Origin of the sequence: Kineococcus aurantiacus, from assembly GCF_013409345.1 — a bacterium.
Classification (GTDB): domain Bacteria; phylum Actinomycetota; class Actinomycetes; order Actinomycetales; family Kineococcaceae; genus Kineococcus; species Kineococcus aurantiacus.
Genome location: NZ_JACCBB010000001.1, coordinates 1244970 through 1265810, shown reverse-complemented (window position 1 = coordinate 1265810; position 20841 = coordinate 1244970). Strand labels below are relative to the sequence as shown.

Here is a 20841-nt window from a genome sequence, read left to right as displayed (position 1 = left end):
CGGTCCCCTCAGCCCCGCAGGTCCGCCAGGGCGTGCAGGAGCCGGGCCACCTCCACCGGCGAACCCACCCGCAGCGCCGCCGCGGTCGGGCCCTGCCCGACCTTCACCGTCACGTCCCCGTCGGCCGGCGACAGCGCCGCGAAGGCGTTCTCGTCGGTCACGTCGTCACCGGCGAACAGCACCGCCGCCACGGGCCGGCCCTCGCCCGAGAGCCGCTCGCGCAGCCGCAGCAGCCCCGCGCCCTTGCCCAGCTCCACCGCCCCCAGCTCGACGACCTCCTTGCCGCGCAGCGGGTGCACGCCCTCCCACCGCGCGGGCCCGGCCAGGGCCTGCTCGGTGGCCGCCTCGGCGTCCGGGCGCGAGGCCCGCCGGGTGTGCAGGACCGCCGACATCGGCTTGCGCTCCACGTGCACCCCGTCGCGGCCGGCGGCGATCCCGTCCAGGGCCGCCCCCAGCCGCTGCAGCAGGTCCTGCTGCCCGGCCGTCAGCGCCTGCCCGCCCGCGGCCCCCTCCAGGGAGCTCTGCGTGCCGTGCCCGCCGACGAGCACCACCCCCTCGGGGGGGTCCGCGCACGCGCGCAGGTCGTCCAGGTCGCGGCCGGAGACCAGCGCCACGTCCGTCGTGGTGACCAGCCGCTCCAGCGCCGCGACGGCCTCCGGCAGCGGCCGCGCCGCCGACGGCTCGTCGACGAGGGGGGACAGCACCCCGTCGAAGTCCAGCGCCACGAGCACCCGCGGCCGCGCCGCGAAGGCCCGCAGCGCGGCGTCCAGCTCGGCGTCCGGGGTGGTCCCGGGCCCGGTGGCGTTCACTCCCGGCCCGCCCCCGACCGCGACGCGTGCTCACCGAGGGCCTGCAGGAACGACGCCGCCCACCGCTGCACGTCGTGCTCGGCGACGCGCCGGCGCATCGACCGCATGCGGCGGCCGGACTCGCGCGAGGACATCCGCAGCGCCCGCAGCATCGTCCCCTTCAGCCCGTCGATGTCGTGCGGGTTGACCATGAGGGCCTGCCCCAGCTCGTCCGCGGCGCCGGTGAACTCGCTGAGCACCAGCACCCCGCGCTCGTCGTGGCGGGCCGCGACGTACTCCTTGGCGACGAGGTTCATGCCGTCGCGCAGCGCCGTCACCAGCATGACGTCCGCCGCGAGGAACAGCGCCGCCATCTCCTCCTTGCCGTAGGAGTGGTGCAGGTAGTGCACCGCGGTGTTCCCGATCGTCCCGTGGGTGCCGTTGACCCGCCCGACCGTCACCTCGACGTCCTGGCGCAGCTGGATGTACTGCTCGACGCGCTCGCGCGACGGCGTCGCCACCTGGATGAGGGAGGCCTCCTCGACCTTGACCGCGCCGTCGTCGAGCAGCTCCTCGAACGCCTTGAGCCGGTGCAGGATCCCCTTGGTGTAGTCCAGCCGGTCCACCCCCAGCAGGACGTGCTCGGGGTTGCCCAGGTCGCGGCGGATCTCCGCCGCCCGCGCCTTGACGTCCTCGCGCTGGGCCAGCTCGTCCAGCGCGCCGAAGTCGATGGAGATGGGGAACGACGCGGCCCGCACCTCGCGGCCGCCCTCGTCGTCGAGCCGGATGCGGCCCGAGCGCGCCGGCAGGTTCGAGGCCCGGCGGCACGCGCGCGTGAAGTTGCTGGCGTCGGCCGCGCGCTGGAAACCGACCAGGTCCGCGCCCAGCAGCCCGTCGATGATCGCCTTGCGCCACGGCAGCTGCGCGAAGATCTCGAACGGCGGGAACGGGATGTGGTTGAAGAACCCGATGCGCAGGTCCGGCCGTCGCCGGCGCAGCATCCGCGGCACCAGCTGCAGCTGGTAGTCCTGCACCCAGACCGTCGCGCCCTCGGCGGCCTGCTCGGCCGCGGCCTCGGCGAACCGCTCGTTGACGCGCACGTACGCCTCCCACCAGCTGCGGTGGTAGCCCGGCGCCACGATCACGTCGTGGTACAGCGGCCACAGCGTGCCGTTGGAGAAGCCCTCGTAGTAGTCCTCGACCTCCTCCGCGGACAGGCCGATGGGGACGCAGCGCACGCCCTCGGCGTCGAACGGCTCCGGCGGCTCGCCGGGCGCACCGGCCCACCCGACCCACGCGCCGTCCTCGCGCTGCATCACCGGTTCCAGCGCGGTCACCAGACCACCGGGGCTGCGCCGCCACGACGTCGAACCGTCGGGCTCCTCCACGCGGTCCACCGGGAGCCGGTTGGCCACCACCACCAGGTCGTAATCGCCGGCCACGGGTGATCCTCCTCGGGGTAGCTGTGCGGCGACCCTATCGGTGACCGCGCGTGAGCACCCGCCGTGATCCCCACCGCGGGGCGTGAGCGCTCCGTCCCGCGGCGATCACGACCGTGTGAAGAGCCCGTGCGCGCCCCGGCGGGCGCGCCCGCCTGCCGTACCGTGGGGGCGTGGTCACCCCCTACCCGCACTCCGGCGGCGAGGCGCGCACGCGCGCCGTCGACACGGGCGCGGGTGGCCCCGGTCCCCGCCCGGACCTGCGGGTGGAGCCCACCCCCGCCCAGGACTGGCGCCCCCACCTGCACGCGCCCGCCCCCGGCGACCGGCTCGGCCCCTACCGCCTCGACCGCGAGATCGGCCAGGGCGGCATGGGCATCGTCTACCTCGGCCTCGACGACGAGCACCGCGCCGTCGCCCTGAAGGTCCTCAAACCGCACATCGCCGCCGACCCGCAGGCCCGCCAGCGGCTGGCCCGCGAGGTCGCCACCCTCGAACGGGTCCGCTCCCCGCGCGTGGCCGAGGTCCTCGCCGCCGACGTCGACGGCCAGTGGCCCCACCTCGTGACCCGCTACGTGCCCGGCCCGCCGCTGGAGACCGTCGTCCAGACGCGGGGACCGCTGCGCGGCAGCACCCTGCGCGACCTCGGCCACGGCCTGGCCGAGGCCCTGCACGCCATCCACGCCGCCGGCGTCGTGCACCGCGACCTCAAGCCCAGCAACGTCCTGCTCCTGGACGGCCTGCCCGTCGTCATCGACTTCGGCATCGCCCACGTCGCCGACGACGTCCGGCTCACCTCCACCGGCCTCGTCATGGGCACCCCCGGGTACCTCTCGCCGGAGGTCGTCGCCGGCGGGCTCGTGTCCCCGGCCACCGACTGGTGGGGCTGGGCCGCCACCGTCGCCTACGCCGCCAGCGGCCGCCCGCCCTTCGGCGGCGGCCCCATGGAGGTCGTCCTCGACCGCGTCCGCCGCGCCGACGTCGACCTGTCCGGGGTGCCCGCCGACCTGCGCGGGCCCATCCTCGCGGCGCTCGCGGTCAACCCGGCGCACCGCCCGCACCCCGAGGCGCTGCTGCGGGCCCTGGACGGCGCGACGACCGGCCCGCAGGCCCGCACCGACCACGCGGCCCGCACCACCGCGGTGCCCGCGCCCGCGGCCCCGCCGCAGCGGGCGCCGCGCTCGCGGTTCGAGTCGCTCATCGCCGACGAGGCGCCCGGCGGGACGGCGCAGCTGCCCGCCGTGCCGCCCGCCGGGCCCTCCGCCGAGTCCTCCGCCGAGGCGACCAGCGTGCTGCCGCCCGTCCGGCCGGCCCCGCCGACCGCCCCCTTCCCGCAGCCCGCCGCCCAGCGCCCGCCCGCCCAGCAGGCACCCCCCGGCTGGATCCCGCGCGTGCCGGGCCCCGGCCCGCAGCAGCCGGCCGCAGCCCAGCCCCACCCCCAGCACCCCGCGGGCCGGCCCGCCGAACCCGCGCCGCGCCTGGGCACCAACGGCGAACCCGCGCGCCCGCAACGGTCCTGGACGCTGCTCGCCGGGCTGCTCGCGCTGCTGGGGGTGTTCGCCGTGGCCCCGGCCGCCGGGGTCGTCCTCGCCGTCGCGGGCGCCACGCTCGCCCGCACCGTCGACCGCGCCGCGGCCGGGTTGTTCCGCCGGCGCTGGGAGGCCGGCCCGCGGTCCACCGACGCCCTCGCCGTGGGGGCCGCGACACCGTGGCACGCGCTGCGCGCGGCCCTGTCGACGGTGTTCGCCTCGATCATCCCGCTGCTCGTCGGGGTGAGCGTCGCCTTCATCCTCGGCACCTTCGGGCGGGGTTTCCTCGGCGGGTACGCCAGCCCGTGGACCCTGGCCCTCAGCGGCCTGGCCGGGACCCTCGTCGCCTGGCACGGTCCCGGCGGCCGGTCGCTGCAGCGGGGCACCCGGACCGCCGTCCGCAGCGTCCTGCGCGGTGAGCGGGAGACGGGCGTCGCGATCGGCGTCCTGCTGCTCGTCGCGTTCGCCGCGCTGCTCATGGTCCTGGGCGGGACGACGCCCGACTGGCGGCCGCTGAGCTCCTCACCGCTGACGTGGCTGAGCTGACGGGCCGCTGACGGGCGACCCGCCCTACAGGTAGCCGAACCGCATCGGTCCCGGCCCGCCGACCTCGCCGGGGTCCCGGTGCGCCCGCAGCTCGGGCAGGAGGTCGGCGACGGCACCCTCGTCGATCTCCAGCGCGGGCACCTCCGGCCGGCGGACCAGCAGTTCCAGGGCGTGCGGGATCCGCGCGGCGAGGACGGCCAGCAGCCGGTGCAGGCGCCGCTCGGTGGTCCGCAGCCCCTCCTCGTCGCGCGTCCCGCTGCCCGCGGCGAGCAGCCGCGCCGCGCTGGGGCGCAGGACGAGACGGGTCTCGGGCCGGACGCCGTCGACGGGCCACAGGCCCACGTCCTGCAGGACCTGCGGCCACAGCCGCTCGACGACGAGCAGTTCGCGCTCGAGGCGGGCGAACCCGGTGACGTGGACGACCTCCACGCGGTCCAGCAGCGGCGCGGGAACCGCGCCGAGGTCGTTCGCGGTCGCGATCCAGCACACCTCCGACAACGGCAGCGGGAGGTCCAGGTGGTCGTCGCGGAACTCCCCGCGACCGTCGAGGACCTCCAGGAGCGCGTCCGCGGGCCGGCCCTCGGACCCGCCGGGGCCGAGCTTGTCGACCTCGTCGAGCAGGATCACCGCGTCGCGCCGGCCCGCGCGCACCAGGGCCGTCGTCACCACCGAGGGCTGGGACCGCGCGTACGTCCGGGGGAAACCCCGCAGGGCCGTGCCGTCCGACTGCCCGGCCAGGCCGATCGTGCTGAAACCCGTGCCGGCGGCCCGGGCCAGTTCCCCGGCCAGCCGCGTCTTGCCGACCCCGGGCGGACCGACGAGCAGCATCGCCGTCCCCAGCCGGCCACCGGACCCCGAGCGCACCGCGGGGCGGTTGCGGAACGCCCGCAGCGCGGCGTGTTCCACGAACACCTGCCCGGCGTGACGCGCACCGCGGTGCCGGTGCAGCTCCCGGTCCACCGCCGCGCTGAGGTCCCGGTGCTCCCGCCACCCCTGCGGGGCGCGCAGCCAGGGGACGGAGGCCACGGTGCGCAGGTGCTGCACCTCCTCCCGCCACGCGCGGTCCCGGCGCGCGGGCAGGTCGTGCAGGAGCCGGCGCAACCGGTCGCCGACCTCCCCGGGGACGTCGGGGGAACCCAGGAGGGTGACGACCCGCCCGGCCAGGTCGTCGGGCACGTCCCGGGGCACACCCCCGGGAACGTCGAGCGGTGCGGGCGCGGTGGGTCGCGGTCGGTCCTCGGCGTCCATGGACGATGGTTCCACGGCCCGGCCGTCCGCGGAACCCGCGTCGACCGGGTCGTCAGCCCCGCAGGCCGTCAGCCCCGCAGGTCGTCAGCCCCGCAGGTCCGGGGTGCTCGCCCGCACCAGGACCTCGCCCTCGACGTGCTCGCGGCGGGCCGCGCCGCCGTCGGCGGAGTCGACCAGGGCGAACAACCGGCCGCCGATGTCGGTCAGGGGCAGGCGGACGGTGGTCAGCGCGGGGGCGATGTCGCGCAGGGTGGGGATGTCGTCGAAACCGGCCACGGCCAGGTCGCGCGGCACGTCCAGCCCGGCGTCCCGGGCCGCCGCGACGGCCCCCACCGCCATGACGTCGTTCGCCGCCAGCAGCACCGGGGGACGTCCTGCGGTGCGCGGCAACGGGTCGCGGGCCAGGAACTCCGCCACGCCGTCGTAGGCGCCGTCGCGGGTGAACGGGGCGCTCAGCCGGTGCACCGGCGCCAGGCCGTGGGCGGCCAGCCCCGCCAGGAACCCCTCGGCGCGCTCGCGGGCGGTCAGCAGGTCCCCGGGCCCCTCCAGCAGCAGGAACTCCCGGTACCCCAGGCCGACGACGGCCTCGGCCAGCCGCCGCGCGCCCCCGGCGTTGTCGACCAGCACGCTGTCGACCCCGAGGAGGTCCTGCGTGGCGGCGGCGACGATCCCGCCGCCGGCGCGGAACGCCTCGAGCTCGGCGCGCAGGGCGTCGGTGCTCGCGCCGTCGGCCCAGCGGGACCCGGCGAGGATCACCGCGCGCACCCGCTGGCGGCGCAGCGCGGCCACGTGCGCCACCTCGCGGGCGGCGTCGCCGCGGCTGACCGAGAGGGTCACGATGGCCCCCGAACCCTCGGCGGCGTTCATGACCCCCGCCGCCAGGGACGAGAAGTACGGGTCGGCGATGTCGTGGACGACGAGCCCGACGACGTCGGAACGGCCCCGCGCCATCGCCTGGGCCTGAGCGTTGGCGCTGTAGTCCAGCCGGGCCGCGGCGGCGTGCACGCGTTCGCGCAGCGCCTCCCCGACGACGCGGGTGCTGCCGTTCAGCACCCGTGACGCGGTCGCGAGGGAGACCCCCGCCTCGCGGGCGACGTCGTCCAGCGTCACCGGCCCGTCGGGGCGGCTGCGGCGGGCGCGACGTCGCGGTTGTGCGTTGACCACGGGGACATCGTGCCCTGTCCGGTGCTCAGAGGATGTCGGCGTACTCCTCGGCGTGCCGCCGCACGTGCAGGCGCACGAACGAGCACGCGGGCACGACCTTCAGGCCCCGGGCGCGGACGTCGGCCAGGGCAGCGTCCACGACCTTCGTGGCCAGCCCCTGGTTCTCGTGCCGCGGGTCGACCTCGGTGTGGACCATCGCGATCGAGGACCCCCGCGGGACGTAGTCCGCGAGCGCGACGACCTCCCCGTCGAGCCGGCCCTCCCAGCGGTGCGCCTGCTCGTCGTGCGTCACGACCAGGTCGTCAGCGGTGCTCATGCCGGTGCCAACACCGCGGGCGCCGGGAGGCTTCCGCGCGGGTCGGTCGGGGTTCGGATCGTTGTGACAACGCTCGCGTTCACCGGCAGCGTTGTCACAACGGTGCGAACCCCACCGACCCCGGGACGACGTCAGCGGACCGCCGCGGCGGCCCACTCGCGTGTCGCGGCGACGTCGCGGTGCATCTGCTCGACGAGCTCGTCCGACCCCGCGAACGCCAGCTGCGGGCGCAGGTGCCGGTGCAGGGTCACGAGGACCTCGTGGTCGTACAGGTCCAGGGTGACGTCGAGCAGGAACGCCTCCAGCAGCCGCTCCCCGTCGGCGTAGTACGTGGGCCGGCGGCCCACCGAGACCGCGGCGACGTGCACGGGGCCGTCCTGGCCGGGGTCGACCTGGACGGTCCCGGCCCACACGCCGTCGGCCGGGCCGGTCCCGGTGATCGTCACGTTGGCGGTCGGGAACCCCAGGAGCCGGCCGCGGGCGTCGCCGTGCTCGACGACCCCCCGGAGCACGGCGGGGACCACCGCGGCGGGCGGGCCGGTCCGGGTGCGGGGACCGGGGACGCGCAGGGACACGGGACTACCTCCAGGTTCCGAGGGCGGGTTCGGCGGGCAGCGCGGGACGCGGGACCGCCGCGACGAGGGCCTTGGTGTACTCCTCGCGCGGGTCGGTGAGGACGCGTTCGACGGGCCCCTCCTCGACCACGCGGCCGTGCCGCAGCACGGTGACGGTGTCGGCGAACTGCCGCACGAGCGCCAGGTCGTGGGAGACGAACAGGTACGTCAGGCCCAGGTCCCGCTGCAGCGCCACGAGGACCTCCACGATGTCGGCCTGCACCGAGACGTCGAGCGCGGACGTCGGCTCGTCGAGGACGACGACGTCGGGGCGCAGCACGAGCGAGCGTGCGATCGCCACGCGCTGGCGCTGCCCGCCGGACAGCGCGGTCGGCCGTCGCCGCCACAGGTGCTCGGCGAGCCCCACCGCGGTCAGCGCGTGCGCCACCCGGCGCTCGCGCTCGGCGCGGTCGCCGATCCCGTACCGGTCCAGCGGTTCGCGCACGAGCGCGTCCAGCCGCCACGTGGGGTCCAGCGACGTGAAGGGGTTCTGGTAGACGAGCTGCAGGTGCCGGCGCGTGCCGCGCAGCTGCGCGTGCGAGCGCCCCTGCACCTCCTCCCCGGCGACCAGCACCTGCCCGGCGTCGGGCTGCTCCAGGCCCAGCAGGACCCGCACCGCGGTCGTCTTGCCGGACCCGGACTCCCCGACGAGGGCGTGGGTGGTGCCGGCGGGGACGGAGAACGACACGTCGTCCAGGGCGCGGGTGCCCGTGGCGAACGTCTTGGTGACCCCGCGCAGCTCCAGCCGGGCCGGCCCCGGCGAGGGGACCCGGTCCCCTCGGTAGCGGTCCGGGTTGAGGGCGGGCACGTCGGCCTGCAGGTCGCGGGCGTACTGCGAGCGGGGGGCGGTGAACACCTGGGCGGTCGGGCCCGCCTCCTCGACCCGGCCCTCGCGCAGCACGACGATCCGGTCGGTGCGCTCGGCGGCGACGGCGAGGTCGTGGGTGATGAGCAGCAACCCGATGCCCAGCTCGGTGCGCAGCCCGGTCAGCAGGTCCAGGACGCGGCGCTGGACGGTCACGTCGAGGGCGCTGGTGGGTTCGTCGGCCACGAGCAGGTCCGGTCGGGGCAGCACGGTGAGCCCGATGAGGACGCGCTGCAGCATCCCGCCGGACAGCTCGTGCGGGTAGGCGTCGTAGACGCGCTCGGCGTCGGGCAGGCCCACCCGCTCGAACACGTCCAGGACGGCGCGACGGCGCGCGCGACGGTCCCGCTCACCCGTGAGGGCCGCGGCCTCCTGGGCCTGGGACCCGATGCGGCGCACGGCGTTGAGCGAGGTCGCCGGGTCCTGCGGGACGAACCCGAGGGTGCGCCCGCGCAACGGGCGGAACCGGCGCTCGGGGATCGACAGGACGTCGGTGCCGTGCAGCCGGACGGCCCCGGAGGCGCGGGCCTGGTGGCGGGGCAGCAGGCGCAGGACGGAACGGGCGATGGTCGACTTGCCCGACCCGGACTCGCCGATGAGGGCGAGGCTGCCGCCCACGGGAATCTCGAAGGAGACGTCGGACACGACCCGGGTGCGGCCGTAGGCCACCGACAGGTCCTGCACCTGCAGCAGGGGTTCGCTCACGGGATCTCCTCAGTCGGTGCCGCGCAGCCAGCGGCTGATGCGGTTGACGGACAGGACGGTGGCGATGGTGACGGCCGCCGGGGCGTAGACCAGCCACGGCGCGGTCGGGTAGTCCTTGCCCGCCGAGACGAGCAAGCCCCAGTCGGAGGCCGGCGGCGGGTCGCCGTAGCCGAGGAAGGCCAGGCCGGCGATCACGAGGACGGACAGGCCGAACTGCAGCACGGCCAGGGCCAGTACCGTGCGGGAGGCGTTGGGCAGCACGTGCCGCAGCAGCACGTGCGTGCGCGAGCCGCCCTGCAGGAAGGAGGCCTCGACGAACACCGACCGCCGCGTCTTGAGGACCTCCGAGCGCATGACGCGGGCGAAGACCGCGACGGCGGAGACGCCGGTGGCGATGGCGGCGTTGATGGTCTGGAACCCCAGCGAGCTGACGACGATGACGGCCAGCAGGAAGCTGGGGATGGCCAGCAGGACGTCGACGACGCGGGCCAGGACCACGTCGACGAGGCCGCCGAGGAACCCGGCGAGCAGCCCGACGAGCCCGCCGACGACGACGCCGATGCCGACGGCCACGAGCGCGCTCGTGACCGAGCTGGCCGTCCCGTGCACGACGCGGGAGAACTCGTCGCGGCCCAGGTGGTCGGTGCCGAACCAGTGCGCGGCGCTGGGACCCAGGAGCTTGTCGGCCGTGACGCCGTTGACGGGGTCCTGGTGGGTGAACAGGCCCGGGGCCAGCGACCAGGCCACGACGACGGCGAGCACGAGGAAGGACAGGACGACGGTCGGCGGGACGCGGAACGCCGAGCCGCGGGTGATCGCCGGGGTCTGCGCCCGGGTGGCCGTGATGGTGCCGCTCATGCCGGGCTCAGCTCCTCGCGGGGGACGACCGTGCTGCGGGGGGTGCGGACCCGGGGGTCCAGCAGGGGGTAGACGAGGTCGGCGACGAGGTTCACCACGACGAACACGACGGCGGCCAGCGACACGACGGCCTGCAGCACGGGCAGGTCCTGCGTCGTCACCGACGACTCCACGAGGCTGCCGACGCCGGCGCGCCCGAAGATCGTCTCGGTGATGAGGGCGCCGCCCAGCAGTTCCCCGACGGTCAGGGCCAGGACCGTGACCACGGGCAGCGAACTGGGCCGCAGCAGGTGCCGCAGCAGCAGCCGGCCCCGGCCGAGCCCGCGCGAGCGGGCCACCGCGGCGTACTCCTGCCGCGACTCGTGGTCCAGCCCGGCGATGAGCACCTCAGCCAGCTGCGCCGAGACGGGGATCCCCAGCGCCACCGCCGCGAACGTCGTCGCCCACGCCGAGTCGGGTTCGATGATGCGGAACAGGCTCAGCTGGAGCGCGAACACGTGGATGAGCACGAGGCCGATGACGAAGTTCGGCACCGACAGGAACAGCGACGGCAGCGAGCGCAGCACGCCCTGGCCGGCGCCGCGGGGCAGGACCTGGGTGCCCACGGCGATGGCGGCGGCCAGGACGACGGCGACCACGAGGGCTGCGCCGGCGAGGGTCAGCGTCGAGGGCAGCACCTCCAGCAGCGACTCCGACACCGGCCGGTTGCTGCGCAGCGACACCCCGAGGTCACCGGTGAGGAACCGCGACAGCGACTCCCACAGCTGCACCGGCACGGGCCGGTCGAGCCCGTAGTAGGAGACGATGCGCGCGATCTGGTCCTCGGTGAACCCGTTCTCGGGGTTGCGCAGCGTGTTCGTGACCGGGTCCCCGGGCAGCACGCTGATGACGACGAACGTCGCGACGTACGCCAGCAGGACGACGACGACGGCCTGGCCGACGCGCCGGGCGGCGAAACCCGGGTACCCGCGCACGGCTCAGCCCTCGAGGTGGGCGGTGTAGAAGTTCGCGTACGCCACCCCGTTGTAGCTGACGCCCTTGAGGTCGGGGCGGGAGGCGTAGATGCGCTGGACGATCTGCTCCAGCGGGATGAACAGCCCCTGCTCCAGGACGTACTGCTGCAGCTGGTCGACCGAGGTGGTGCGGGCGTCCTCGTCGACCGCGCCCGCGACGTCGTCGCGCAGCTGGTTCAGCGTCTGGTCGCTCTCGCCGAGGCCGAACCAGTCCTCGCCCTTGTTGGCGCTGGTGAGGATGCTGGCGACGGTGCCGACGTCGATGAAGCTGCGGGTCACCTCGTAGTTCGACAGGGTCTTGTTGCCGGTGACCCGCTGGCCGTAGGTCACGACGTCGAAGGTCTGCAGGTCGACGGTGAAGCCGACCGCGCCGAGCTGCTGGGCGACGAGCTCGTCGATCGCCTGCGACGTGACGAGGTAGGGGTTGGGGAACAGCGTGACCGCCAGCGGCTGGCCGTCCTTGCTGCGCTTGCCGTCCGCCCCGGCCACCCAGCCGGCCTGGTCCAGCAGCGCCTTTGCCTTCGCGGCGTCGTGGGTGAACTCGGCGGAGTGGTCGGTCGCCTCGGGCACGTTGGACTGGATGAAGGACTCCGCCTTCTTCCAGTCGCTGGTGTAGACGGTGGAGAGGATCTCGTCGCGGTCGACGGCGTGCTGGAAGGCCTGGCGGACGAGGACGTCGGTGAAGGGCGCGACGGACGCGTTGAGCCGGTAGCCGTGGACGAACCCCAGGTAGCGCGGCGTGGCGACGGTGAACCCGGCCCCCTTGAGGCCGTCGAGCTCCTGCGGCGTGGCGTTGAAGACGACGTCGGCCTGGTTGGACTGCAGGCTCGCGGTGCGCAGCGAGCTCTCCTTGACGATCTTGTACGTGATGGTGTCGAGGGTGGCGGCGTCGGTCTTGCCGAGGGCCTGCGGTCCCCAGGCGTAGTCGGCGCGCTTGGTGAGGACGACGTTGTCGCCCTCCTTCCAGCTCTTCACGGTGAACGGGCCGGAGCCGCTGACCTGGGAGAGGTCGGCCTGGCCCTCGGTCGGCAGGGCGATCGTCTTGGGGGAGATGAGGATCGACCCGTGGTACCCCAGCGTGGGGATGAACCCCAGGGTCGGGGCGCTGAACTCGACGACGACGGTCGAGGCGTCGGCGGCTGAGGCCTGCAGGTACGTCTTGGGGAACAGGCCGATCGGGTTGACGCCCTTGTCGGCCTGGCCCTTGGCCCAGTAGTCGAGGTTCGCCACGACGGCCGCGGCGTCCAGGGCGGTGCCGTCGGAGAACGTCACGCCGCTCTTGAGGTGGAGCGTGAACTCGGTGGCGTTCTCGTTCTGCTCCCACTTCTCCGCCAGCCACGGGGTCACCTCCCCCTCGCCGTCGACGTACACGAGCTTGTCGGTGACGTGCCCCCAGACGTTCCCCTGGAAGCTGGAGATGGCGCTGTTGTCGGGGATCCAGGTGTCGCCGAGGGAGTCGATGAGGAAGACGATGTCGCCCCCCTGCTTCGCCTTCCCGGAGCCCGACGCGGAGTCCGCGCCCGACGCGCCGCCGCCGCAGGCGGACAGCAGGGTCCCGACGGCTCCCGCTCCCAGGGCGGCGGAGACCGTGCGGCGGGACGGGTGGTGCTTGTCGGCTCCGGTGCCGGACGTGCTGCTGGACATGGGGACGTGGCTCCTCGGACGTGCGGGGTGGACCGCCCGGGGTGTCTCCGGCGCGGCGGGGAGGGTGCTGGCCGCGGCCGGTCGCCGGTCCGCGGTGGGGGCTCAGCGCCGGGGTGGGAGCGCGCTGGACTGGCGCAACAGGTCGACGTGGCGACGTGTCGTCAGGAACAGCGGGGACCGCATCAGGTTTCCTCCATCGGTCCTGGCGGTAGCACCTTCCCGAAGGAGGTTGCTGCGGCGTCGTCGAGCCAGGTCTCTCAGCCGCTCTGGATGGTGGTGGGAGCGTGGCAGAGTTCTCAGCCGTCGTCAATCTCCCGCCCGCCCCGGTGTGCGATGGTGTTCCCCCCACCGCACCCGTGACGACCCCGGGTGCTCCAGGTCCCCACCCGATCGGAGAAACCCATGACGACCGAACTGCTCCCCGACGTCCTGACGGGCCCGCTGGCCGAGCTCGACGCCGCGCTCCCGGGTGCCGTGGACGTCCGGTTCGCCGCGCACGAGGTGACGGACCGGTCCCGCGTCGACGCCCCCGCGGGGGTCCTGGCCGTCGTCCGCCCCGCCGACGTCGAGGGCGTCCAGGCGGTGCTGCGCTGGGCCACCCGGCACCGGGTGCCGGTGGTGCCGCGCGGGGCCGGAACGGGGTTGTCGGGCGGAGCGGTCGGGGTGGCCGGCGGGATCGTGCTGTCCACCGAGCGGCTGGACCGGATCCTCGAGATCGCCCCCGCCGACCAGGTGGCCCGGGTCGAACCCGGCGTGCTGGGCGCCGACCTCGACGCCGCGCTCGCGCCGCTGGGGTTGCGCTACGCCCCGGACCCGGCGAGCTGGCGCGTCTCCAGCATCGGCGGCAACGTCGCCACCAACGCCGGGGGGTTGCGGTGCGCCAAGTACGGCGTCACCCGCGAGTCGGTGCTGGCCCTCGACGTGGTGCTGGCCGACGGGACCCTCGTCTCGACGGGGCACCGCTCCATCAAGGGGGTCACCGGGCTGGACCTCGTGGGGCTGTTCACGGGCTCGGAGGGGACGCTCGGGGTCGTCGTGGGCATCACCGTGCGGCTGCGGCCCCGGCCGGTCCGGGAGGAGACCGTCGCGGCCTGGTTCGACTCCGTCGACGCGGCCGCGCAGGGCCTGCTGGCGATCACGGCGGGGACGGCGCGACCGGCCGTCGTCGAGCTGCTGGACGGCCCCACGCTGGGCGACGTCGACGCCCACTCGGGCACGTCCCTGGCCGCCCACGGCGACGCGCTGCTGCTCGTGCAGACCGACGGGCACGGGGCCGAGGCCGAGGCGGCCGAGGTGGAGGCGGCGCTGGCCGGGGCCGGGGGGCGCACCCGCCGCCTGCACGGCGACGACGCGGAGTTCCACTGGGAGCTGCGCCGGACCGGCCGTGGTCCGCTGGAGGACGAGCTGGCCGTGGGCGAGGACGTCGCGGTCCCGCTCTCGCGCATCGGGCAGTTCCACCGGGAGATCACCAGGATCGGTGCGGCGCACGGGGTCTCGGTGCGCGCGGTGGCCCACGCCGGGGACGGGAACTTCCACCCGCTGCTGTTCGCCGACGAGGTCCCCGGTGCCGCCGAGCGCCTGGAGGCGGCCGCCGACGAGGTGGTCGCGACGGCGCTGCGCCTGGGCGGGACCATCAGCGGCGAGCACGGCATCGGCACGGCCAAGCAGCGGTGGCTGGCCGACGAGCTCGCCCCGCGCGTGCGCGAGCTGCAGGCCGGCATCAAGGCCGTGTTCGACCCGCTGGGCCTGCTCAACCCGGGCAAGGCCCTGTGAGGGCGGGGGATTGACAACCGGTTCGCGGTCCCGCGAGAGTGGTGGGGCAACCATCAAGAGCGGCTGAGAGACCTGGCTCCGTGACGCCGCAGCAACCCCCCGTGCGAACGGGTGCGGGTGCTTCCGCCGGGAACGATGGAGGATCGATGCAGCACCGCACGTCCCGTGCTCCCCGGCGCCGTCCGGGCAGGCCCTTCCACGCCCGCAGCCGGCGCGTGGTGGACCTGTGCCGCCGCGCCAGCAGCGCCTGTCGCTGAGGCCCGGCCCAGCGTCCTCGTCCCACCGATCCCCGGAGCACACCCATGCCCACCCCCGCCGACACCAGCGACCCCAAGTTCGCCGCCTACGCCCACCCCGACCGCCTCGTCAGCACCGCCTGGCTGGCGCAGAACCTCGGCCGCGAGGGCCTCGTCGTCGTCGAGAGCGACGAGGACGTCCTCCTGTACGACACCGGCCACGTCCCCGGCGCCGTGAAGGTCGACTGGCACACCGAGCTCAACGACCAGGTGACCCGCGACTACCTCGACGGCAAGGGTTTCTCCGAGCTGCTGTCCCGCAAGGGGATCAGCCGTGACGACACCGTCGTCGTGTACGGCGACAAGAACAACTGGTGGGCGGCCTACGCGCTGTGGGTCTTCAGCTTGTTCGGGCACCCCGACGTCCGGCTGCTCGACGGCGGCCGGGCCGCGTGGGCCGCCGAGGGGCGGGAGCTGACGACCGACACCGTCGAGCGCACCCCGACCGACTACCCCGTGGTGGACCGCGACGACAGCACGATCCGCGCCTTCCTGCCCGACGTGCGCGCGCACCTCGGCGGTCAGCTCATCGACGTGCGCTCCCCTGGGGAGTACTCCGGCCAGCTCACGAACATCCCCGACTACCCGCAGGAGGGCACCGTCCGCGGCGGCCACGTCCCCGGGGCGGCGAACGTCCCCTGGGCGCAGGCCGCCGCCGAGGACGGCCGGTTCAAGGACCGCGCCGCCCTCGAAGCCCTCTACACCACCGGTGGGGCGCACCTGGACCCCGATCAGCCGACGATCGCGTACTGCCGCATCGGGGAACGCTCCAGCCACACGTGGTTCGTGCTGACCCACCTGCTCGGCCTGCCCGACGTGCGCAACTACGACGGCAGCTGGACCGAGTGGGGCAACGCGGTCCGCGTGCCCATCGCCGTCGGCGCCGAGCCGGGGCAGGTGGCCCGGTGACGCTCCTGGAGGACGGGGCGGGGCTCGACCCCGAACTGCTCAGCGGCCCGCACCTGCTGTCGCGGCGGGCCCGGGACGTGCTGCCCGCCGTGGGGTTCGGGCCGCGCCCGGCCAGCCCCGTCGAGGGCACCATCGGCCTGCACGGCGGGGTCCCCGGGGCGGCGGCCCTGCCGCTGGCCGGGCTGTCGCGCGCCTTCGCCGAGGAGCTGGCCGACCCGGCCGCGCCGTCGCTGCGCTACTCGGTGCCGCTGGGTCTGCCCGAGCTGCGCGAGTGGATCGCGGCCGACGAGGGCACCGCGCCCCAGCGCGTCGCCGTCACCAACGGGGCCCTGCACTCCCTGGCGCTCGTGTTCGACGCGCTGCTGGACAGCGACGACGTGGTGCTCGTCGAGAACCCGACGTACCCGCTCGTCCTGACGCTGCTGCGCCAGCGGCGCGTCGACACCCGGCCGGTCGCCACCGGGCCCGACGGCATCGACCTGGACGACCTGGAGTCCCAGCTGCGGGCCGGGCTGCGCCCCAAGCTCGTCTACACGATCCCGGACTTCCAGAACCCCACGGGCACGAGCGCCCCGACGGCCTCGCGCCGGCGGCTCGTGGAGCTCGCCGAGCGGTACGGCTTCCTCGTGCTGTCCGACGACCCCTACCGCAAGCTGCGCTTCGACGGCACGCCCGCCGAGGACCTGGACCTGGCCTCCGAGCAGGTCCTGCACGTGAACACCTTCTCCAAGACGCTGGGGCCGGGGTTGAGGCTGGGCTGGATCGCCGGCCCCGAGTGGCTGATCGGCGCCGTCCTGGACGCCCGCCGCGACTCCGACCAGCACACCTCCCTCGTGGTGCAGCGGGCGGTCCACCGCTTCCTGGCGACGCCGGGGAACCTGGTCGAGGCGCTGCGGCACAGCCGGTCCGTGCTGCGGGAGCGGCACGACGCGCTGCTGGCCGCGGTCACGGAGGAACTGACCGGGGTCCTGGAGGTCCCGCCGGCCGACGGCGGCATCTTCGTCTGGGGTCGGGTCGTCGACCCCGCGATCGACCTGGAGAGGGCGCTGGAGGCGGCCCGGCAGAACGCCGTCGACTTCCCGCTCGGCCGGTACTTCAGCCCCGTCGGCCCGCACGAGTTCCCCGACCACTTCCGCTGGGGGTTCTCGGACCTGACGCCGCAGGAGCTGCGCGAGGCCGTGCACCGCGTCGCGGTCGCGTTCGCCTCCCCGCTGGCCCGCCGGTGACCGTCCGCCTCGAGACGGGTGCCGGGACGGGCGGGCCGGCCGTGGTCACGTGGGTGGCCACGGGCTGGGACGACCCGCGCGTCGCGGCCCTGCGCGCCCTCATGGACGCCGAGATCGGCCCCCGGTACGCCCACCCCGACGGCGCCCCCCGGTCCTACCCGCCGGCACCGTCCGCCGGTGAGGTCGACGTGGCGTGGCTCGCGCTGGCCGGCGGCGAACCGGCCGCGACGGCCAGCCTGCGCCGGCTGTCCGTCGCGGGGGAGCCGTTGCGGCACGAGGTGAAGCGCGTCTTCGTCGGCCCCGCGCACCGGCGGCGGGGCCTGGCGGCGCAGGCGCTGCGCCGGGTCGAGGGGTCGGCCCGGGAGCTCGGCGTCCGCCGCCTCGTGCTGCAGACCGGCGACCGGCAACCCGAGGCGATCGCGCTGTACGAGCGCGAGGGCTGGGCACCCGTCCCCGTCTACCCGCCCTACGACGCCGTCGCGCACAGCCGCTGCTTCGGCAAGGACTTCGACTGACCCCTGGGCCGCGCCGCCCCGGCGACCGCGGGCGCGGGTGCTCCCGCCCGGGACGGTGGACCCCGTCCGCGTGACCGCCGGACCCCGCGCGGTCCGCCGGTGCCGTCCCGGTGCCCTCGTCGCCGGGCCCGGCCCTCGCCCCCCGTCCCCGCCCCACCACCGGAAGGCCCACCGTGAGCACCCTCGAACGGCTGCCGATCACCGGGACCACCGACGACCTCCGCCTGGGGGTGAGCGCCGGCCCCGTCCACGAGTCCGTCCTCGACGCCATCGGTTCCAGCCCGCTGATCCGCCTGCGGCGCACCGCGTCCCACCTGCAGGCCGCCGTCTACGTCAAGCTGGAGCAGAACAACCCCGGCGGCAGCGTCAAGGACCGCGCCGCCTTGTGGATGGTCCGCCGGGCCCGCGCCGACGGTTCGCTGCGCCCCGGCGGAACGATCGTCGAGGGGACCTCCGGGAACACCGGGGTCGGGCTGGCCGTCGTGGGCGCCCAGCTCGGCCACCCCGTCGTCGTGGTGGTCCCCGACAAGACGAGCCGGGAGAAGATCGCCGTCCTGCGCGCCTACGGCGCCGAGGTCGTCGTCGTCCCCGGCGGGGTGCCGCGCGACGACCCGCGGCACGTCCACAGCACCGCGGTCCGGCTGGCCGCCGAGATCCCCGGCGGGTGGCTCGCGAACCAGTACGACAACCCGGCCAACCCCGCCGCCCACCGCGAGACGACGGGCCCGGAGATCTGGGCCCAGACGCGGGGGCGCCTCACCACGTTCGTCGCCGGTGTCGGCACCGGCGGCACCGTCTCCGGCACGGGGGAGTACCTGAAGTCCGTCAGCGGCGGCCGGGTCCGCGTCGTCGGGGTCGACCCGGCGAGCTCGACGTACTCCGGCGGTGACGGCAGCCCGTGGGCGGTCGAGTCCATCGGCCACTACCTGCACCCCGACACCGTCGAGGACGTCTGGCCGGAGTCCTACCACCCCGGCGTGCTCGACGCGATCGTCCCGTTCGAGGACCGCGACGCCCTGCTGACCGGCCGCCGGCTCGCCCGGCAGGAGGGGCTGCTCGTCGGGGGCTCGGCGGCCGCGGCCGTCGCGGTGGCGCTGCGCGAGGCCGAGGGCCTGGGCCCGCAGGACGTCGTCGTGGTGCTGCTGCCCGACTCCGGGCGCGCCTACCTGTCGAAGAACTTCGACGACGACTGGCTGCGCCACAACGGCTTCCTCGAGGAGGGCGTCGAGGACCCGGTGCGCGACCTGCTGCCGGAAGGCGCCCTGGACGCCCCCGGCCCCATCGCCCTGGCCGCCGACCTGACCGTCGGGCAGGCCGTCGAGCAGGCCATCGCGGAAGGGGCCCTGGGGCGCACACCGCTCGCGGTGGTCCTGCCGCGCCACCAGGCCCGCCGGCCGCGCGCCCTCGGCGACGTCGTGGCCGCCACGACCCTGGCGGGGTTGCGCGCCCTCGTGCGCGAGGACCCGGCGCGGGCGCGCTCCCCGCTGCGCGAGGTCGCCGACCCGCCCCTGCCGCACGTGGGGGTCGGGCAGGGCGCGCAGGAGGCGCGCGAGGCGCTGGGGGAGTTCCCGGCCGCGTGGGTGCTGGTCGACGGCCGCGTCGCCGGCTGGGTCCGGCGGGCGCGCCTGGGACTGCCCCGCACCCCGGAGGACGGGGCGTGAGGACCGGCACCCGGTCGCGCCGCGCGCTCGTCGCCGGGACGCTGGCCCCCGTCCTGGCCGGCCTCGGCGCCCCGCCGCTGCGCGTCCTGGACGCCGGTGGCGGCGACGGCCGCGACGCGGTCGAGCTGGCCCGCCTGGGCCACGACGTGACCGTGCTGGACTCCTCGGGGCGGGCCCTGGCGGCGGCCCAGGAACGGGCCGCCGAGGCCGGTGTGGCCCACCGGGTCCGCACGGTCGACGCGGACCTGGACGACATCGCGGCGCTGGCCGCCCTGACGCACCACCGGGCGGGCGGGTCGGGCTCGTTCGACCTGGTCCTGTGCCACGACGTGCTGCCCGCGCGGGGGACCCTCGCGCAGGTCGTGGCGGACGTCGCGGCCCTGACCTCCTCCGTCCACGCCGGGGGTGCGGTCTCCCTCCTGGCCCCCGTCGGCCGCCCCGCCCGCACCGGGTTGCTGCGGCTGGAGCGCGACCTCGTGCGCGGTGCGCTGCTGGCCAGCGGGTGCGAGATCGTGCACGAGGAGCGGGACGTCGTCGACGAGGTGAGCGGGGTGTCGCACTGGCACCTGGTCGCCCGCCGCCACGGCGACTGAGACCCCGGCCCGGCCCGGTGCCGGGGCGGACGCACGACGGCCCACCCGCCGCAGCGGGTGGGCCGTCGTGCGTCGGGGTCAGCTGGTCTTCGGCAGACCGGGCGGGTTGATCTGCGAGGTCGGCACGGCCTCGTTGGACAGGTTCCAGCGCTCGAGGGTCTCGGCGTACGCGCCGTTCTCGATGAGGTGGTTCAGCGCGTCGGCCAGGGCCTGGACGAGGCCGTTGTCCTTCTTCGTCGTCGCGGCGATGTCGGCCTGGATGGTGCCGCCGCCGGGGACCGTCCCGACGATCTTCGTGTCGCCCGCGACCAGCGCGTGGTACGCGGCGGTCGGGTTCGGCCCGAAGTTCGCCTCGATGCGGCCCGACTTCAGCGCCAGGTAGGTGTCGGAGGCCTGCTGGTAGTACTGGATGGTCGCCTCCTCCTCGCCGGCGGCCTTGAGCTGCTCGTTCCAGTCCAGCAGGACCTTCTCCTGGTTGGTGCCCGAACCGACCGAGACGGTCAGCCCCGCGATGTCCTTGGGCTCCTCGATCGACGTGATCCCCGAGTCCTTCGCGACCTCCCAGGCGAGGGTGTCGACGCGGTAGGAGGCGAAGTCGTACTTCTCCTTGCGCTCCTCGGTCACGGTGATGTTCGAGAACCCGACGTCGAACTGGCCGGAGTCCATCGACAGGAAGAGGTTCTCCCAGCTGGTGGCCTGGATGTCGGGCTTCAGCCCGAGCACGCCGGCGACGAGCAGGGCGATGTCGGGTTCGATGCCGATGACGGTCTTGTCGTCGTCGGCCTTGAAGCTCAGCGGCGGGGCGCCGTTGCCGGTGGTCCCGATGACGAGGGTCCCGCGGTCCTTGATCGCCTGGGGGACCTTCGCCGCGATCTCCGGGACGGCCTCGACGGTGACGCGGCCGCTCTGCTCGGGGCTCGTGTCGACACCCGACCCGCCGCTGGTGCTGCTGGTGGAGGCGGGGGCCGCGGCGGGGTCGGCGTTGCCCGACGCGCACGCCGACACCACCAGGGGGGTGGCGGCCAGCGACAGGAGCCAGGTACGTCGGCTGATCAAGGGGTTCTCCTCGTGCTCGGGCCCGCCCGGGAGCAGGCCGACATCGCGGTCCGGCGGATCGCCGGACCGTCGGGGGTGGGGTG

19 protein-coding genes and 2 riboswitches are annotated in these 20841 nt (G+C 75.3%); of the genes, 7 read left to right on the top strand and 12 right to left on the bottom strand.

Annotated elements, in window-relative coordinates:
• Positions 1–8: 8 nt before the first annotated feature.
• Both otsB and BJ968_RS06020 read right to left on the bottom strand, forming a co-directional pair.
• Positions 9–809, bottom strand: coding sequence for a trehalose-phosphatase (gene otsB / locus BJ968_RS06025; RefSeq protein WP_179750086.1), 801 nt, complete (start codon positions 807–809; stop codon positions 9–11).
• Positions 806–2230, bottom strand: coding sequence for a trehalose-6-phosphate synthase (locus BJ968_RS06020; RefSeq protein WP_179750084.1), 1425 nt, complete (start codon positions 2228–2230; stop codon positions 806–808). The genes otsB and BJ968_RS06020 overlap by 4 nt, the downstream gene beginning before the upstream one ends.
• Before the next feature lie 170 nt (positions 2231–2400).
• Here BJ968_RS06020 and BJ968_RS06015 point away from each other — a divergent pair, with 170 nt between their 5' ends.
• On the top strand, positions 2401–4302 hold the full coding sequence (locus BJ968_RS06015; RefSeq protein WP_179750082.1) for a protein kinase domain-containing protein: 1902 nt from the start codon (positions 2401–2403) through the stop codon (positions 4300–4302).
• A 24-nt stretch (positions 4303–4326) separates the two neighbouring features.
• Here the strand turns inward: BJ968_RS06015 and BJ968_RS06010 are convergent, their stop codons facing one another.
• From BJ968_RS06010 to BJ968_RS27155, 9 genes are all read right to left on the bottom strand, one after another.
• Positions 4327–5490, bottom strand: a complete 1164-nt coding sequence (locus tag BJ968_RS06010) for an AAA family ATPase (RefSeq protein ID WP_179750080.1) — start codon at positions 5488–5490, stop codon at positions 4327–4329.
• Positions 5491–5634: 144 nt separating this feature from the next.
• Positions 5635–6714: a substrate-binding domain-containing protein gene (locus BJ968_RS06005; RefSeq protein ID WP_179750078.1), complete on the bottom strand. Its 1080-nt coding sequence runs from the start codon at positions 6712–6714 to the stop codon at positions 5635–5637.
• A gap of 25 nt (positions 6715–6739) precedes the next feature.
• Positions 6740–7030, bottom strand: a complete 291-nt coding sequence (locus BJ968_RS06000) for a GNAT family N-acetyltransferase (RefSeq protein ID WP_179750076.1) — start codon at positions 7028–7030, stop codon at positions 6740–6742.
• A gap of 131 nt (positions 7031–7161) precedes the next feature.
• Positions 7162–7605 carry a riboflavin kinase gene (locus BJ968_RS05995; RefSeq protein ID WP_179750074.1) on the bottom strand — a complete coding sequence of 148 codons (444 nt, stop codon included), beginning with the start codon at positions 7603–7605 and terminating at the stop codon, positions 7162–7164.
• Positions 7606–7609: 4 nt separating this feature from the next.
• On the bottom strand, positions 7610–9214 hold the full coding sequence (locus BJ968_RS05990) for a dipeptide ABC transporter ATP-binding protein (RefSeq protein WP_179750072.1): 1605 nt from the start codon (positions 9212–9214) through the stop codon (positions 7610–7612).
• A 9-nt stretch (positions 9215–9223) separates the two neighbouring features.
• Entirely contained in the window at positions 9224–10072 is an 849-nt protein-coding gene (locus BJ968_RS05985) for an ABC transporter permease (RefSeq protein ID WP_179750070.1), read from the bottom strand.
• Positions 10069–11046 (bottom strand): ABC transporter permease subunit, encoded by a 978-nt coding sequence (locus tag BJ968_RS26380; RefSeq protein WP_179750069.1) that lies wholly within the window; start codon positions 11044–11046, stop codon positions 10069–10071. The genes BJ968_RS05985 and BJ968_RS26380 overlap by 4 nt, the downstream gene beginning before the upstream one ends.
• Positions 11047–11049: 3 nt before the next feature.
• Positions 11050–12729: an ABC transporter substrate-binding protein gene (locus BJ968_RS05975; protein WP_179750068.1), complete on the bottom strand. Its 1680-nt coding sequence runs from the start codon at positions 12727–12729 to the stop codon at positions 11050–11052.
• A gap of 102 nt (positions 12730–12831) precedes the next feature.
• The gene (locus tag BJ968_RS27155; protein ID WP_425491566.1) at positions 12832–12912 is read right to left on the bottom strand and encodes a putative leader peptide; all 81 of its coding nucleotides are present in this window, start codon (positions 12910–12912) and stop codon (positions 12832–12834) included.
• A gap of 7 nt (positions 12913–12919) precedes the next feature.
• A riboswitch (SAM riboswitch) is annotated at positions 12920–13006 on the bottom strand.
• A 125-nt stretch (positions 13007–13131) separates the two neighbouring features.
• Between BJ968_RS27155 and BJ968_RS05970 the strand changes: the two genes are divergently transcribed.
• From BJ968_RS05970 to BJ968_RS05945, 6 genes are all read left to right on the top strand, one after another.
• A complete protein-coding gene (locus tag BJ968_RS05970) occupies positions 13132–14502 on the top strand; it encodes an FAD-binding oxidoreductase (protein WP_179750067.1) in 1371 nt (456 codons plus the stop codon).
• A gap of 47 nt (positions 14503–14549) precedes the next feature.
• Positions 14550–14644, top strand: a riboswitch (SAM riboswitch).
• Positions 14645–14804: 160 nt separating this feature from the next.
• Entirely contained in the window at positions 14805–15707 is a 903-nt protein-coding gene (locus tag BJ968_RS05965; RefSeq protein WP_179750066.1) for a sulfurtransferase, read from the top strand.
• Positions 15704–16933 carry an aminotransferase class I/II-fold pyridoxal phosphate-dependent enzyme gene (locus tag BJ968_RS05960; protein WP_179750065.1) on the top strand — a complete coding sequence of 410 codons (1230 nt, stop codon included), beginning with the start codon at positions 15704–15706 and terminating at the stop codon, positions 16931–16933. The genes BJ968_RS05965 and BJ968_RS05960 overlap by 4 nt, the downstream gene beginning before the upstream one ends.
• Positions 16930–17448, top strand: a complete 519-nt coding sequence (locus BJ968_RS05955; protein ID WP_179750064.1) for a GNAT family N-acetyltransferase — start codon at positions 16930–16932, stop codon at positions 17446–17448. Before BJ968_RS05960 ends, BJ968_RS05955 begins: the two co-directional genes overlap by 4 nt.
• Before the next feature lie 173 nt (positions 17449–17621).
• The gene (locus BJ968_RS05950; RefSeq protein WP_218884840.1) at positions 17622–19109 is read left to right on the top strand and encodes a pyridoxal-phosphate dependent enzyme; all 1488 of its coding nucleotides are present in this window, start codon (positions 17622–17624) and stop codon (positions 19107–19109) included.
• Entirely contained in the window at positions 19106–19702 is a 597-nt protein-coding gene (locus BJ968_RS05945; RefSeq protein WP_179750063.1) for a methyltransferase domain-containing protein, read from the top strand. Before BJ968_RS05950 ends, BJ968_RS05945 begins: the two co-directional genes overlap by 4 nt.
• 78 nt (positions 19703–19780) lie before the next feature.
• Here BJ968_RS05945 and BJ968_RS05940 read toward each other — a convergent pair whose 3' ends face one another.
• Complete coding sequence (locus tag BJ968_RS05940; RefSeq protein WP_425491564.1) at positions 19781–20755, bottom strand: ABC transporter substrate-binding protein; 975 nt, start codon at positions 20753–20755, stop codon at positions 19781–19783.
• Positions 20756–20841 lie beyond the last annotated feature (86 nt).

What these genes read in the sequence shown, in the direction of transcription:
- BJ968_RS05970 (WP_179750067.1), top strand. Translation starts at nt 13,132, where the DNA reads ATGACGACCGAACTGCTCCCCGACGTCCTGACGGGCCCGCTGGCCGAG.
- BJ968_RS05975 (WP_179750068.1), bottom strand. Translation starts at nt 12,729, where the DNA reads ATGTCCAGCAGCACGTCCGGCACCGGAGCCGACAAGCACCACCCGTCC.
- BJ968_RS05985 (WP_179750070.1), bottom strand. Translation starts at nt 10,072, where the DNA reads ATGAGCGGCACCATCACGGCCACCCGGGCGCAGACCCCGGCGATCACC.
- BJ968_RS27155 (WP_425491566.1), bottom strand. Translation starts at nt 12,912, where the DNA reads ATGCGGTCCCCGCTGTTCCTGACGACACGTCGCCACGTCGACCTGTTG.
- BJ968_RS05965 (WP_179750066.1), top strand. Translation starts at nt 14,805, where the DNA reads ATGCCCACCCCCGCCGACACCAGCGACCCCAAGTTCGCCGCCTACGCC.
- BJ968_RS06000 (WP_179750076.1), bottom strand. Translation starts at nt 7,030, where the DNA reads ATGAGCACCGCTGACGACCTGGTCGTGACGCACGACGAGCAGGCGCAC.